The 13977-nt window shown below is 46.5% G+C and carries 12 protein-coding genes and 1 rRNA gene; 9 read left to right on the top strand and 4 right to left on the bottom strand.

The window, feature by feature from the left end; translation table 11 throughout:
- The 6 genes from rrf to PJF56_RS06440 all read left to right on the top strand — a co-directional run.
- Window positions 1-99: ribosomal RNA gene (gene rrf / locus PJF56_RS06465) — 5S ribosomal RNA — on the top strand; the annotation flags it as partial.
- A 119-nt stretch (window positions 100-218) separates the two neighbouring features.
- Window positions 219-416: a 50S ribosomal protein L35 gene (gene rpmI / locus PJF56_RS06460; protein ID WP_283761830.1), complete on the top strand. Its 198-nt coding sequence runs from the start codon at window positions 219-221 to the stop codon at window positions 414-416.
- Window positions 417-473: 57 nt separating this feature from the next.
- Window positions 474-830, top strand: coding sequence for a 50S ribosomal protein L20 (rplT, locus tag PJF56_RS06455; RefSeq protein ID WP_283761829.1), 357 nt, complete (start codon window positions 474-476; stop codon window positions 828-830).
- Between the two features lie 240 nt (window positions 831-1070).
- Complete coding sequence (locus tag PJF56_RS06450; RefSeq protein WP_283761828.1) at window positions 1071-1598, top strand: tetratricopeptide repeat protein; 528 nt, start codon at window positions 1071-1073, stop codon at window positions 1596-1598.
- A 139-nt stretch (window positions 1599-1737) separates the two neighbouring features.
- Complete coding sequence (gene dnaA / locus PJF56_RS06445; protein ID WP_283761827.1) at window positions 1738-3105, top strand: chromosomal replication initiator protein DnaA; 1368 nt, start codon at window positions 1738-1740, stop codon at window positions 3103-3105.
- 106 nt (window positions 3106-3211) lie between these two features.
- The gene (locus tag PJF56_RS06440) at window positions 3212-4237 is read left to right on the top strand and encodes a hypothetical protein (RefSeq protein ID WP_283761826.1); all 1026 of its coding nucleotides are present in this window, start codon (window positions 3212-3214) and stop codon (window positions 4235-4237) included.
- Window positions 4238-4243: 6 nt separating this feature from the next.
- Here PJF56_RS06440 and PJF56_RS06435 read toward each other — a convergent pair whose 3' ends face one another.
- Window positions 4244-5959 (bottom strand): peptidoglycan D,D-transpeptidase FtsI family protein, encoded by a 1716-nt coding sequence (locus PJF56_RS06435; RefSeq protein WP_283761825.1) that lies wholly within the window; start codon window positions 5957-5959, stop codon window positions 4244-4246.
- Window positions 5960-6082: 123 nt separating this feature from the next.
- Window positions 6083-6703 (bottom strand): hypothetical protein, encoded by a 621-nt coding sequence (locus PJF56_RS06430; protein ID WP_283761824.1) that lies wholly within the window; start codon window positions 6701-6703, stop codon window positions 6083-6085.
- A gap of 174 nt (window positions 6704-6877) precedes the next feature.
- On the opposite strand from PJF56_RS06430, the gene PJF56_RS06425 reads away from it, so the two are divergent.
- Window positions 6878-7174 carry a DUF3288 family protein gene (locus PJF56_RS06425; protein WP_283761823.1) on the top strand — a complete coding sequence of 99 codons (297 nt, stop codon included), beginning with the start codon at window positions 6878-6880 and terminating at the stop codon, window positions 7172-7174.
- A 103-nt stretch (window positions 7175-7277) separates the two neighbouring features.
- Window positions 7278-8993: an ABC-ATPase domain-containing protein gene (locus PJF56_RS06420; protein WP_283761822.1), complete on the top strand. Its 1716-nt coding sequence runs from the start codon at window positions 7278-7280 to the stop codon at window positions 8991-8993.
- 212 nt (window positions 8994-9205) lie between these two features.
- Here the strand turns inward: PJF56_RS06420 and PJF56_RS06415 are convergent, their stop codons facing one another.
- The gene (locus tag PJF56_RS06415; RefSeq protein ID WP_283761821.1) at window positions 9206-10585 is read right to left on the bottom strand and encodes an FAD-binding oxidoreductase; all 1380 of its coding nucleotides are present in this window, start codon (window positions 10583-10585) and stop codon (window positions 9206-9208) included.
- 202 nt (window positions 10586-10787) lie between these two features.
- Between PJF56_RS06415 and PJF56_RS06410 the strand changes: the two genes are divergently transcribed.
- Window positions 10788-12671 carry a tetratricopeptide repeat protein gene (locus PJF56_RS06410; RefSeq protein ID WP_283761820.1) on the top strand — a complete coding sequence of 628 codons (1884 nt, stop codon included), beginning with the start codon at window positions 10788-10790 and terminating at the stop codon, window positions 12669-12671.
- 183 nt (window positions 12672-12854) lie between these two features.
- Here the strand turns inward: PJF56_RS06410 and fba are convergent, their stop codons facing one another.
- Window positions 12855-13934: a class II fructose-bisphosphate aldolase gene (gene fba / locus PJF56_RS06405; RefSeq protein ID WP_283761819.1), complete on the bottom strand. Its 1080-nt coding sequence runs from the start codon at window positions 13932-13934 to the stop codon at window positions 12855-12857.
- Window positions 13935-13977: the final 43 nt, after the last annotated feature.

Below are 13977 nucleotides of genomic sequence, written 5' to 3'. Positions count from 1 at the left end.
TGGCACCACTCCGACTCCATCCCGAACTCGGTAGTGAAACACAGCAGCGGCGACGATACTTTGGGGGTCACCCCATGGCAAAATAGCTCGGTGCCAGGTTACTTTTTCTCAAAACCCCTTTTCACACAAAGGGGTTTTGTTTGTTGGTTGATTGTATTATTGTCATATTTTCTGTTATAATAAGAATTTGTGTTAATTAGTATGGAGTAAAGGAAACTATGCCGAAACTGAAAACGAGAAAGGCAGCAGCGAAGAGGTTTAGAGTTACGGGAAGTGGCAAAATCTTACGTCGTAAAGCGAATAAAAATCACTTGCTTGAGCATAAGAGTCCTACTCGGAAGCGTCGGCTTTCTCAAATAACAACGGTTTGTGAGAGAGATGAGGAAAATGTGCGCTTAATGTTGCCTTATCTTTAAGGTGCTTTTCTACCATCGCATCAGAAGTTCAATATCTAATTATGAGGATAAACGATTATGCCAAGGGTTAAACGGGGTAATGTTGCTCGGAAACGGCGCAAGAAAATTTTAAAGTTGGCTAAAGGGTTTCGGGGATCTCATTCTAAACTCTTTCGCACGGCAAATCAGCAGGTAATGAAGGCTTTGCGGAATGCGTATCGCGATCGCCGCAAGCGTAAGCGTGATTTTCGTCGTTTGTGGATTGTTCGTGTGAATGCAGCCGCTCGTCAAAATGGGGTGAGCTATAGTAAGCTGATGGGTAACCTCAAAAAAGCGCATATCGAGATCAATCGGAAAATGTTGGCAGAGATGGCGATTCTCGATCCTCAAGGATTTAGCAAAGTTGTGGAATTAGCCACCCAAAAGAGCGCTTAGATCTTGAAGATAATGGTTGAGAGATGACGATCGCCATCCCCAACGCAATGATCGTTCAGAAGGGACGGTATTCTTCCCTTTTGGACGTTTATAAGGGATCTTTGAGATCTTCAAGCTTGAGACTGTTGCTAAAGGTCTGATGGCTTCCTAGAAGCAAAATCTGCTTAGAACAGGAGACTAGGTATTGGAAGGTGGTGCTTACCCAGTACAATAAATGAGAGAAAACCAACACAGAGTCTGATGCAAACTTCACTGCCGATCGCTTATCTTTCTATATTTCTAGTTCTCTTAGCTGTTTCAGCTTGGTTTATCCTTCGTCAAGTCTTGAAAACTCGGCGTTCTGAAGCTCTGTTTTCCCAGTTACAAAAAAAGCTGAAATCCAATCAAGGAACGGCTGAGGAATACTATGAGCTAGGCTGCCTTTACTCCGATAAGAAACTGTACAGCCAAGCCATTCAATTCTTTCAAAAATCGCTCAAGTGTGATGATATCCCAGAACAAGAGAGTGCTTTAGTTTATAATGCACTTGGTTATGCCTATGTAGCTAAAGAACAGTATGATGTAGCTATACGACAGTATAAAGAAGCCTTAAAAATTGCCCCTGATTATGTGGTTGCTTTGAACAACTTAGGGTTTGCATATGAGAAAAAGAATTTGACAAAACAAGCCTTAGAAAGCTACGATGAGGCCTTAAAAGTAGATCCAAATAACAAAACGGCTAAGACACGGGCAAATTCCTTAAGAAAACGGTTAAGCCCATCTACATAAAGGCGACTTTGGCTAATGGGAAAAATCTGGGTAGAATCTAGAAAGACAAAGAAGACTAAAAAACTCGTTGTCTAGTGAGTTTTAACTTAAATCTACGAGGATAGATGGTTATCTAGTCCATAAATTGGGAGAGTGAGCAGTGGAAAATTCCCTCGATCGCCTGTGGACTCAAGTCCTTGATCGACTTGAAAAAAAACTAAGTCAGCCAACATTTGAGACTTGGATTAAAACCGCAAAAGCAATTGACTTGCAAGACAATTGTCTGATTCTGGAAACTCCCAACTTCTTTGCTCGGAACTGGCTTCAAGCGAACTATATTAACATTATCAAAACAACAATAGAAGATATTTTAGGCCATTCGGTGACTCTTAAAATCACCGTTGCTAATCAAGAAAACTCTTCTGAAAATTCAAGTCCTTTCTGGTCTTCAAATCCAGCTATTCCCAAAACTTACACTTACCCCAAGCCGACTGAACTGAACCCTAAATATGTATTCGAGCATTTTGTGGTTGGTTCCAATAATCGCATGGCTCACGCCGCATCTTTGGCAGTTGCTGAATCTCCAGGACGAGAAAATCCTCTCAGTTTTAACCCTTTGTTTCTCTATGGGGGTGTGGGGCTGGGAAAAACTCATTTGATGCAAGCGATTGGACATTATCGACTCAAAATTCGGTCGGATGCTAAGGTATTTTATGTCTCTACGGAAAAATTCACCAATGATTTAATCACGGCTATTCGTCAAGATAGCCGTCAAGGATTTCGCGATCATTACCGAACGGCAGATGTTTTATTAGTTGATGATATTCAATTTATTGAAGGTCAAGAATCGACCCAAGAAGAATTTTTTCATACGTTTAATACTCTCCATGAAGCAGGAAAACAAGTTGTTTTAGCCTCAGATCGTCCTCCCAGTCAAATGCCGCAACTGCAAGAGCGTCTGTGTTCGCGGTTTTCGATGGGATTAGTTGCGGATATCCAACCCCCGGACTTAGAAACACGAATGGCAATTTTACAAAAAAAGGCCGAGTATGAAAACTTAGACTTACCCCAAGCTGTCATTGAATATATTGCGACCAACTATACGTCTAATATTCGAGAATTAGAAGGAGCATTAATCCGAACCGTGGCTTATATGTCAATTTCGGGATTATCGATGACTGTCGAAAATATTGCCCCTGTGTTGAATCCCCCAGCAGCTCATGCAGAAGTTTCGGCAGATGTGATTATTGCTGTAGTTGCAGAAGAATTTCAGGTGACTCCAGAGGATTTAAAAGGTAGTTCAAGACGTAGGGAAATTAGTCAGGCTCGTCAAGTCGGTATGTACCTGATGCGTCAGTATACAGACTTAAGCTTACCCAAAATTGGAGAAGAATTTGGAGGAAAAGACCATACAACGGTTATGTATAGCTGCGATAAGGTAGGGCAGCGACGGGAACAAGATCCAGACTTGTCAAAGGTTCTGCGGCAACTGGGCGATCGCATTACCCTGGTGAGTCGTTCCCAATAGCATGGGAAAAATTGAGACTTTTGACTGAGACATTGCTATCATTTGTGGAGTTTGATCGTGTGATATTGAAGCCCTCTATAGTCTCTCTCCTTTTCTTGTGGTGATGATGAAAACCGATAGCCTCTCCCAACAACAACAGACCCTCTTGCGTCAACTGCTCAAAGCCATCCATAATAATCCAGGCGATCGCCAAGTCATCTACCCCCTGTTAGAACGTAACGCCAGCCTACTCAACGCCCAGTTTGCCCAAGAATTAACCACTTGGGCTACGGAAAAAGGCACGGCTTCCAAACCCAGCACCGCCATCAGTTTAGCCCAAACCCTCTGTCGCTTTGCTGAACTGATTGCTTCTTGTCCCCAAGGGGATCATCGTCTCTATTGTGAAATTGCGATCGCCAGTTACCAAGTCGCCCTGAAGCTCTTCTCAATCGAACCCCACCACCCCCAATACAGCGAAACCAAAACCCTACTGACCGAACTCGAAAACCATTATCACACCCTACCGGCCGACTCAACAACCCACTCTTCACAAGCCTTTCCTAACTCACGGGATGGCCTATATCTATCGAGTCGAGTTGAAGAAAAATCCTATCAATTACTCCAATGGGGAGGATATAGTTTACTCCTGCTGACCCTATTCAAAGCACTAGAATACCTGATTCACGTTAATCCCGCCTCCCTGCTCGATCGCCTGGATCTGGCCCATCACTTAATTGATATCGTTTGGATGCCTCTCATCGGACTCATCCTCGTCTTTTACCGTCAGCAAGGCTATGTTTCTCGGCATCACCTCTATTGGTTACGATTCCTTTCTTGGGGATCTCTGGTACTCGCCAGTTTCTATGGCGTTTTAACCCTGTTTGGCTTCGGTGCTGCCCTGAGCATCAGTCAAGGCAACCTTCAACAATGGCCAACCGCCCCAACCAACAACCCAACAACCCTAACCCTAGGCGCACAACGCACCCTAAAGGTGAATTCCGCCACATCGATCGCCCAACCCTTCCTCAGTGCCCCTCCGATTTCTAATCCACAACCCGACCCACCCCTAGGACTGCTCGGAGGCATTTGGGGCGTATTAGGTTTTACCTTTATTTGGCGGCTGACTCGCTGGACTCGATCCTTTCGCGGATAGGATCGCCTAGGGATTGCTCGTCGATAGAGTAGAAGGGGGAATCTTCTCCATCGGAATCAGGGCTTCCATCACCGATTTAACAATTGGAGCCGATACTGTACCCCCAAAGGCTCCTCCACCTTGCGGTTCATCCACCACCGCTACGACTACATAGGGGCCATCCGATAAAATACCGACAAAGCTTGTAATTTTAGCAGACTCATAATACCCACCACTGGCAGCCGCCTTCTGAGCGGTTCCCGTCTTACCTGCCACCCTATAATTAGGAATATGGGCCGCCTTGCCGCTCCCTCCATCCACCACCGCTTCCATCATGGCCAACACTGCTTCAGCCGTTTCTTCAGAAAACACCCTACGGGGCGGTTCAAAATTGGGGGTATAGTGCAATTGTCCTTGCACATCCCTGAGTCCTTTAACCACATGGGGAGTAACGAGAAATCCCCCATTGGCCAATGTGGCATGGAGTTGGGCCAACTTGAGGGGAGTCAAAGATAATCCCTGACCAAAAGCAGCCACGGCTGGCTCAATGGCTGAATTCACAAACTGTTCTTTGGGTTTGAGATAACTGGCCGTCTCACCCGGTAAATCGACTCCCGTGAGCGATGAAAGTCCCAGATTTTCCAGCCCGTCATAAAAGACTTCTGGCTTCATCTGTTGGACAATTCTAACCATGGCGACATTACTGGAATATTTGATAATATCAGTCAGATTTGAGACTCCTCTGCCGCCATTATAATCAAAGTCATAATTTTGAATCGGCCATTGACCAATATAAATCTGTCCTGGATCGTAAAACCGATCGCCAGGTTCAATGGCATCTGCTTCTAAGGCGATCGCCACATTAATCGGCTTAAAGGTTGAACCCGGTTCGTATAAATCCGTAATCGCCCAATTTTTTAACAACCCTAAATCCGCTTGCCAATAACTATTGGCATCAAAAGACGGATATTGCACCAAAGCCAACAGTTCTCCATTGGATGCATTCATCACAATTACCGTACCGCGCTTGGCATGGTAGTTTTTCATTTGCTCAGAAAGAGCTAACCGAGCCACCCGTTGCAGGCGAGTATCTAGGGTTAATTGTAATTGTAGGGCATCCCCATTCAACAGGGGGGTTGAGCCTTGGCTAGGTAAAATATCTCCGCCCCCGGTGCGAGTTACTTCTACCGACTCACTAGAGCGCTCCAGAATATTGCCATAGGCCGCTTCTACCCCTGTTTGGCCCAGACGATCCATATTCACATAACCGACGACTTCAGATACCAGGTCTTCTTGGGGATAGATCCGCTCTTGATAAGCCATGAGATCTAAGCCATCTAAGGATAAATCTTGAATCCGACGGGCGGCATCTTCGGGCACACTATACTGAATTTGGATACCGCTTTCGCCTTCAAAAAAGCGTTGCATGAGTCGATCGACCGGTATACCCAAAATTCCAGAGAGTTGACTAGCAATCTCTGGGGCCGGTTTTTTAAACATAATGGGATGGGCATACAAAGTAAATCGGGGTTGATCGACGGCTAAAAAATGGCCTTGGCGATCGACAATAGAACGGCGGGGTGTGATTTGATATTCCTTACTGCGTTGTTGTTCTTGAGCTTTTTGGCGCAACTGTGAACTCTCAATCACTTGTAAGGTTAAGAGTTTCAGGCTTAATCCCAATAAACTAGCAATCAGCACTCCCCAGACGATCACCGATCGCATCTGAGGGACACTGGCCATTTTTCTCCTGGGCTTTCTCGAAGAAAAACCAGAAGCAATTACCTGATGTGGACTACGTTGGCTCGGCGGAGAAGTTGAGGCCATAATTTATGTTTAGAGGCTTAGAGTTTCAGAGCGCAAACCTTAATATCCTAAAGGGATCGACGATAAAGGTTCCGGGGCTACATTCGCAGGCAGTTGAGACCCCGTAGAGTGGGGACGTTGTTCAACCGGATCGAGGAAAATCGTAGTTTCCGGATTTTGAGGAACTAATCCCGTATCGGTGGTTTCTGCTTGAGAGGCCATACGATTTTTTAAGATTTCACTGGCGGTTACCAATTGACGCTCATAGCGCTGTAGGTTTTGTAGATGTTTATATTTTGCCATCCATTGTTGTTGGTTTTGCACCGTTAAACTATAGATCCCCAGGGTAGCCGCTCCTAAACCTAGGGTACAGACAAAGACGATTTTTTCGATCGCCTGTAGAGCGACGACACTTTTCGGTAAGCGGTTGCGCTCTGGATCTAGGCGTTTAACCTGACCTGGTTCAGGGATTGACCCAGGAGCAGGGTTGATCCGACCGGAACCCGGGCGACGGTTTTTGTTTATGGAGGGAGCAACGACAGCAGAGGCTTTACGGCCAGTGGTTGCCGGGAGTTGAGAAGGTTGGGAAGAGACTAACCGCAGTCTGGAACGATTGGGGTTGTGTAAACGGGGTCTCTGGCCACGAGGAGAGGAATGGGGGAAAGATTTGAGAGCAACCATGAATTGAATAAGTTTGGGAGGTGTTCAGTAATCTCGATCGCCATGCGATCGAGCCAAGCATGGGTATGTTGGTATTAACCCATGGGTTAATACTTCCATTTAGTCATATTATGGGCGAAACGCAATAGCACTGTCTCGCTTTCAGACGTTGATGGAGGTTGAAAATAGGGCATTATGGAGAGGGATTCTGGAAAGGATCAAAAACATCCCCGTGAGGATCGCGATCGCCTGGTTGTGGATCAATTGCTGCAACATTCTGGAGAGCCGACAGATTTTCATTTAACTGAGTTAGCACGGTTGCGCATTCGTTACCAAGGTTTTCCAGGAGCGAGAGAGCTGCAACAGCAGTTAGACCTGGCTTTGCAACAGTGGAACCTGAGCGAGGAAGCTTTATTTGAGCGAACCCGTGCCATTCATAGCCAAGGATGGGTTTATAAACGGGGAGGAGATCAACAAGAAGATTGGAGTTAATGTTACTCACTTCTTGCTTTGCGCGATCGCCTCCGGCCCAAGCACGATCGCGCAAAGCACTATACAATTAAGGGGTGTTTTTGCTCTTTTTTTTCACATTTCCATGGCCGATCAACTGCATTTACGTCAACTGCTCCATCAATTGAACGATCGCAGTTATAAAGCATATAAAGATATTCGAGGTCGTTACCAGTTCCCAGAGTTCCTGCTCTGTATTGACCGAGTGCAGGGCGATCCTTTTGCTGCACCGAGTCAGCTACGGGTGTTAGTCTCCTACGAGGTGGCCGGTTTTCCCCTACAAACCTATGAAAACCGCAGTCGGGCGATCGCCTTCTGTGATTATTTAACCCGTCAATTTGGTCAAGTCTGTCATCAGGTTAGCGATCGCCGAGGGACGGGAAATAGTGGCCTGATTCAGATGTTGCGCGTCGGTCAAGAGGTGTTATCTCGCACTTCTATAATTTTAACTGAAAAAGGGATTGAAGCCCGTTTCACCGTAGGCTTACCAGCCCAGGGTCGGCGAATTTTGGGCTATCAGGCGGGGGAATTGTTGTGTGAAGATTTACCAGAAATTGTAGCACAATCCCTGAAGTATGAGAACTTGTCAGCCGAGGAATTACAAGGGCATATTGAAACCGTGGAAGATGCAGAAGTGTTGCGATCGCAGTTAAGTCCAAATCACTTAGTCGCTTTTGTGGCCGATGGGGCGATTTTACCCCGTCGTAGTGGGGTCGATCGACGGGCTTTGGCAGATGGAGCCATTCCTTTTCAGTCTCCGGAGTCCCTGCGAGTAACTCTGGAGACTCCGAACCGGGGAGCAATTACGGGAATGGGAATTCCCCAGGGAGTGACCTTAATTGTGGGGGGAGGATACCATGGGAAATCGACCCTATTGAAGGCGATCGAATTGGGGATTTATAATCATATTCCCGGAGATGGTCGGGAATATGTGGTCAGCGATCGCCGCTCGGTTAAGATTAGGGCAGAAGATGGCCGGGCTGTCACTGGGGTGGATATTTCTCCCTTTATCCAGGATTTACCGCAAAACTTAGATACTCGTGCCTTTTCCAGCACCAATGCGAGTGGGAGTACCTCCCAAGCAGCGAATATGATCGAAGCGCTGGAAGTAGGCACGAAGTTGTTTTTGGTCGATGAAGATACGGCTGCCACTAATTTTATGATCCGCGATCGGCGAATGCAAGCCTTAATTGCCAAAACCTCCGAACCCATTACCCCCCTCATCGATAAAGTGCGCCAACTCTATAGCGATTATGGCGTGTCTACCCTGTTGGTGATTGGCGGTAGTGGAGACTATTTTGACGTTGCCGATACCGTCATTGCGATGAATCATTTTGTCCCCAAAGACCTGACGGAAGCAGCCCAGGCGATCGCCGAAAAACACCCCACAGAGCGGCAAATCGAAGGCGGAGACCATTTTGGGCAAATTTCCTCTCGCATCCCCATTGGAGCGAGTGTAGACCCCAGTCAGGGACATAAACCGGTGAAGCTCAAGGTCAGGGATGTGAATCAAGTTGTCTTTGGTGCAGACTCCATTGACTTAGCCGATGTAGAGCAATTAGTAGAAGTCGGGCAGTTAAAGGCGATCGCCGAAGCCATGGTTTATGCTAAAGAAAACTATCTCGACGGCCAACACACCCTCGCAGAAACCCTAGAAGCCATTTTCGCCGACATTGACCAGGGAGGGTTAGACGTGCTAACCCGGTTTCGGGAAGGCAACCTAGTCGAATTTCGCCCCTTTGAATTAGCAGCAGCCTTTAATCGACTGCGCTCTTTATCCGTGAAAACGATTCATCATTGACATACTCACCGTCCTAAAGGATCTGTAACAGTTGCAGTGACTTACAGCAACTGGCCATCCATCGCACTTCGTCAAACTCAGGACTTTTTCATATCAAGTAGTTTATTGAGTATTTTTTCCAAGTTCTTCACATCATCGGTCATTAACTTACTCCATTGTCACCAGAAAAAGTCCGACATGTTTCTTAGAAATATCCAATGTCTTAGTCCTCTCTAAAGGTATGGGTTTACTCCTCCCCCCTCCTCCCCCATCTCCCACCAGCCGCGCATTTTTCCTGGGTTTAATAGTCCATAGGGATCGACTTTGCGCTTAAAGTTCACTTGCAGGGGATTAATCGTTCTGCTGCCCCCATCCTCTAAAATATAGGTATGGGGATTGAAGATGGCAATACCATGATTCTGGAGATCGCCCATAATTTCCTGCAACCGCTCCTCAGTCGTAAACCGCACCACCTGCAACCCACAGGGAGAAACTTGCCCTTGGTAACGGACAATTTCTAAATGGATCATCACTTCTTCCCCATAATGCTCATAGAACCGTTGCACTAACTCCAATTTGGGATCGGAGGGAAAGCGACTTTGTAAATAGGTTAAATTGGGGTCGGTTGCACGAGCATGGAGAGTCGTATGATTCCAGGTAAATTCGCCCAAGTTGAGAACTTTATTTGCCCTACAAGAAAGAAACGTAATTTTTCCCTCAAATTCATTCACCAAATCTTCTAGAGGTTCCATCGCATTTTGATCGAAAATAACCAAAACGGCATGATGTTCGTCCAGTAAATAGGGTTGAAGAGCAGTAAAATAGGAGGGAATCGGCCAAGCGTGAATACTAATGAGTTTAGCGATTAAACCATCAGATTCTCCCAACTGTTGGCCAAACCGTGCTGCTGCCATAAACTCAGAGAAAACAATAATACCTTCAGCCCAGGGATAACTTGGCGCTAAGGGCATTTCTAGTTCAATGATAATGCCATTGGTTCCATAGGCGTGATTGACTTGTTGCACTTCATCGCCTCGCAATTCCAGCACTTGCGGTTCCTCTTCGAGGGTGACGACTTTGGCGGCGAGGAAATTGCCGCGATCGCCCAACCATCCGTATAAAATCGAGCCTATTCCCCCACTCCCCCCAGCAATAAACCCCCCCAGGGTTGCCGTCCGATAGGTTGAGGGTAATAACCGCAACTCCCAACCTATTTCAGAAGCTAACTTATTAATTTGGGCTAACTTGGCTCCCGGTTCCGCTCTCACCCATCCCGGTTTGATTTCCAGGATAGTTTTCATATTTTTTAAATCTAAAACTACCCCTCCCTCTAGGGGCACACATTGGCCATAATTTCCCGTTCCCGCCCCCCTAACCGTCACCGGAATTTTATACGCTACACAAGCCTTAACCACCCGTAAAACTTGCGCTTCATTTAGGGGAAACACCACCACATCCGCCCGTTTTTCCCCTAACAACGGCTGTAAAACTGGGCTAAAATGAAAATAATCCTGGGACAATTTCGCCACCTGATTCGGTTGCGTCGTCCACTCGATTCCCTCCAGCGCCGACAGAAATTCATCCCAGTGGTTCTCAAGCTGTCGTGAAATCATCAAAAGGGGTTCATAAACCGCCCCCTAATTCTACCACAGCCTCCGTGAATTTTCTTCCACAATCAACGGGTGTGAAGGCAGTGGGAAGCGCGAGGGGATGGGGAGATAGGAGAAGAGATCCTGAATTGGGGGTTAATTCCTTGGAGGATAGAAGTATAGAGCATTCTATTCCCTATTCCCTATTCCCTATTCCCTAATTCCTATGATGTTGCAAGATAAAAATTGGCAAACCTACCGCGACTTAAAAGAAGCATTAAGCTTAAACTTGCGTCGCCAACTGTTTTTAGCGGTGTGCGACGATCCAAATTTTTGCCAGTATTTGGTGAAGAGATTGGATATGGAGAGTCGATGTAATGGAACGCCCCTAGATTCAGAGATTCCGCGATGGGTAACTCTAGAATTAGAAGCGGACGATCCGAATTTAGTTCACCAGATCGATCGCTGGTATGATACGGTCAATCATCACGAAATTCAGAACTCTCTGCCTTCAACCCCGAATTCGCCGCCCAGACGACGCAAAGATGACTGGATGAGGGTTTCGCCTTTAGATCTCTCTCCCCATGTTCCCCGCGAGTTTTCCCCTGGGTTCCAATTTTTTGGGGTACAGCGTCTTACCCAAAAGTCGCCAACCCAACAATGGTCTTTTCTGCAAAATTTGGAATATATTGCCCAACGGTATCTGGATTTAGCCTGGGACTGGAGTTTGTTACTGTGGATACCTCGCCCGTGGTTATTTTCTATTCAACAGTCGGTTCCTCGATTTTGGCATTGCCATACGGGGTTGTTTGAGTTTGCCTCTGAACCCCTTCCGGCAAATTCACGGGGGGGAGTGGCGTTAAATGGACGGGTAAAGGAGTTAGCTGGACTGCCTCCGCAAGAAGAGGAAGCGGGCACAGCAGTAGGGAAAAAGCCGCGTCCGGTAGTGGTCAAAACGGATACTGTTGAAGAGGTGCAAGAGGCTTTAGCCTCCCAAAAAGAAGCGCTAGAGCAATTGGAGGAAGAGGCGATCGCCCGGTTAGACTTACTGAATGATTTAGGCAATCTCTACTGGATTTTATCGCGGAAAACGACGAACCGGGAAGAGGGGTTAGAAGCGCTCAAACAAGCCATTCAAACCTATGAACAAGCTTTATGCCATCCGGAAATTCAATCCCAACCCCAAGGTTATGCTCGGTTGCAGAATAATCTGGGTATTGCCTACGGGGAATTATCGCGTCATGAGAACCCGATAGACGGCTTAGAAAAGGCGATCGCCGCATATCAGTCAGCCTTATCCTATCGAGGAGAACCGGGAGAGCAAGCCTATGAGCAACTGTCGGAGCAAGACTTACAGCACTATGCCTCGACTCAAAATAACCTGGGAACTGCCTATTGGAACCTAGGGCAACATCAAGAACCAGCTAAGAATTTGAAACAGGCGATCGCCGCTTATCAAGAATCCCTCAAATATTATCATCCCGATCGCGATGCCCTCAGTTATGGCATGATTCAAAATAACTTAGGGACTGCCTATTGGAATTTATCCCGATATCAGAGTTCTAAAGACTATTTACAATTAGCCATTTGGTCATATCAACTGGCACTCCAATATCGTACTGTAGAGAAAAATCCCAGTGGCTATACAGCCACGCAAAACAACTTAGGAACCACCTATTGGCATTTAGCCAATCAACCCAATGCACCCGTTGAGCAAAAACGCGAACATCTACAAGAGTGTATTAAAGCCTATCAAAAAGTGATTGAAGCCATCGAAAACACTCAACCTCAAGGATCGCTTAACCTCACCTTCGATCCCATTTCTACCCATAATAATCTCGGTGTGGCTCTCTATCAACTGGCGATGACTGCCCATCAAGTCGGTTCTACAGAAAAATCCGATATTCTTGAACCCCTCGAATTAGCCCTAAACCATCATATTCAAGCCTGGTTAGGATGGCAAAATAACCCGCAAATGGCGAATACGGCGCTCAATTATTTACTGCAAGCGGTGCGATCGCTCTACAATGAAGGGGGGATTGACGCTCAAAACCGCGCCCTAGCCCAAGTTCCTAGAACTTTATTACCGGAAATTCTCAATCGACTCTGAGACATTTGGCGATCGCGGTTTATTTTTATCCTTTTATAGGGCTTCGTGCTAGGGAATAGGGAATAATTGAGGAGAATGGGATCGTGCGAACAAAAATAAGGGATGAATCTTGTGATTCATCCCCATCAACAACAATATCAGTGAACAGTTAGGAACAAACGAAGAGCTAATGCTCAGGTGTGATTAAACAGCAGCCGCTTGTTTAGTGGTGGCGTTTAACTCACCTTTGCCATATTTAACGGCATAAACATCTAAGGTTTGTTGCTTGATCTTGCTGGCATTACCGGCAGTCCAGAACTGTTGATACCGATCCAAGCAGACTTGTTTCATGTACTTGATAGAAGGCTTCATGAAGTGGCGAGGATCGAAATTAGACGGATCTTTAGCCGCCGCTTCGCGGATAGCAGCCGTAATCGCTAACCGGTTGTCGGTGTCGATATTAACTTTACGCACACCGCTCTTGATCCCTTTCTGAATTTCTTCAACGGGTACACCATAGGTTTCAGGGATGCTACCACCGTATTGGTTAATCAGAGCAATTAAATCTTCAGGTACAGAAGAAGAACCATGCATTACCAAGTGGGTGTTAGGCAGACGCTTGTTGATTTCTTCAATGCGGCTAATAGCCAGGATTTCACCTGTGGGTTTACGGGTGAATTTGTAAGCACCATGGCTGGTTCCAATGGCAACAGCTAAAGCGTCTACTTGAGTTTGTTCTACAAATTGAACCGCTTCGTCAGGATCGGTTAACAACTGATCGTGAGAAAGAGTTCCTTCAAACCCATGACCATCTTCTTTGTCACCTTTTCCAGTTTCCAAGGAACCTAAGCAACCGAGTTCTCCTTCAACGCTAACCCCAATGGAGTGAGCGACTTTAACCACTTCAGCCGTAACACTAACGTTGTACTCAAAGCTGGCAGGGGTTTTGGCATCCGCTTCTAAGGAACCATCCATCATGACGCTGGTGAAACCATAGCGCATGGCGGTATAGCAGGTGTCAGGAGCATTCCCATGGTCTTGGTGCATGGCAATGGGAATATGGGGATAGGTTTCAACTGCGGCTTGAATCAGGTGACGGAGGAAGTTTTCACCGGCATATTTTCTAGCACCACGGGAAGCTTGCAGAATCACAGGGCTATCGGCTTCATCAGCGGCTTGCATGATGGCCAGAATTTGCTCCATGTTGTTTACATTGTATGCTGGGATACCGTAGTTGTTTTCGGCTGCGTGATCGAGCAGAAGTCGCATGGGTACGAGGGCCATACTATACTTGTCCTCCTAAGATGGTTGTGGTTATCAGCAAGTT

This window comes from Roseofilum halophilum BLCC-M91, assembly GCF_030068445.1.
Taxonomy (GTDB): Bacteria; Cyanobacteriota; Cyanobacteriia; order Cyanobacteriales; family Desertifilaceae; genus Roseofilum; species Roseofilum halophilum.
The sequence above is the reverse complement of the archived record's forward strand: the minus strand, read 5'-3'. Positions and strand labels throughout refer to the sequence as shown.

Coding starts and splice junctions, on each gene's coding strand:
- rpmI (WP_283761830.1), top strand. CDS start 219: ATGCCGAAACTGAAAACGAGAAAGGCAGCAGCGAAGAGGTTTAGAGTT.
- rplT (WP_283761829.1), top strand. CDS start 474: ATGCCAAGGGTTAAACGGGGTAATGTTGCTCGGAAACGGCGCAAGAAA.
- PJF56_RS06450 (WP_283761828.1), top strand. CDS start 1,071: ATGCAAACTTCACTGCCGATCGCTTATCTTTCTATATTTCTAGTTCTC.
- PJF56_RS06440 (WP_283761826.1), top strand. CDS start 3,212: ATGAAAACCGATAGCCTCTCCCAACAACAACAGACCCTCTTGCGTCAA.
- PJF56_RS06435 (WP_283761825.1), bottom strand. CDS start 5,959: ATGGCCAGTGTCCCTCAGATGCGATCGGTGATCGTCTGGGGAGTGCTG.
- PJF56_RS06430 (WP_283761824.1), bottom strand. CDS start 6,703: ATGGTTGCTCTCAAATCTTTCCCCCATTCCTCTCCTCGTGGCCAGAGA.
- PJF56_RS06425 (WP_283761823.1), top strand. CDS start 6,878: ATGGAGAGGGATTCTGGAAAGGATCAAAAACATCCCCGTGAGGATCGC.
- PJF56_RS06420 (WP_283761822.1), top strand. CDS start 7,278: ATGGCCGATCAACTGCATTTACGTCAACTGCTCCATCAATTGAACGAT.
- PJF56_RS06415 (WP_283761821.1), bottom strand. CDS start 10,585: ATGATTTCACGACAGCTTGAGAACCACTGGGATGAATTTCTGTCGGCG.
- PJF56_RS06410 (WP_283761820.1), top strand. CDS start 10,788: ATGATGTTGCAAGATAAAAATTGGCAAACCTACCGCGACTTAAAAGAA.
- fba (WP_283761819.1), bottom strand. CDS start 13,934: ATGGCCCTCGTACCCATGCGACTTCTGCTCGATCACGCAGCCGAAAAC.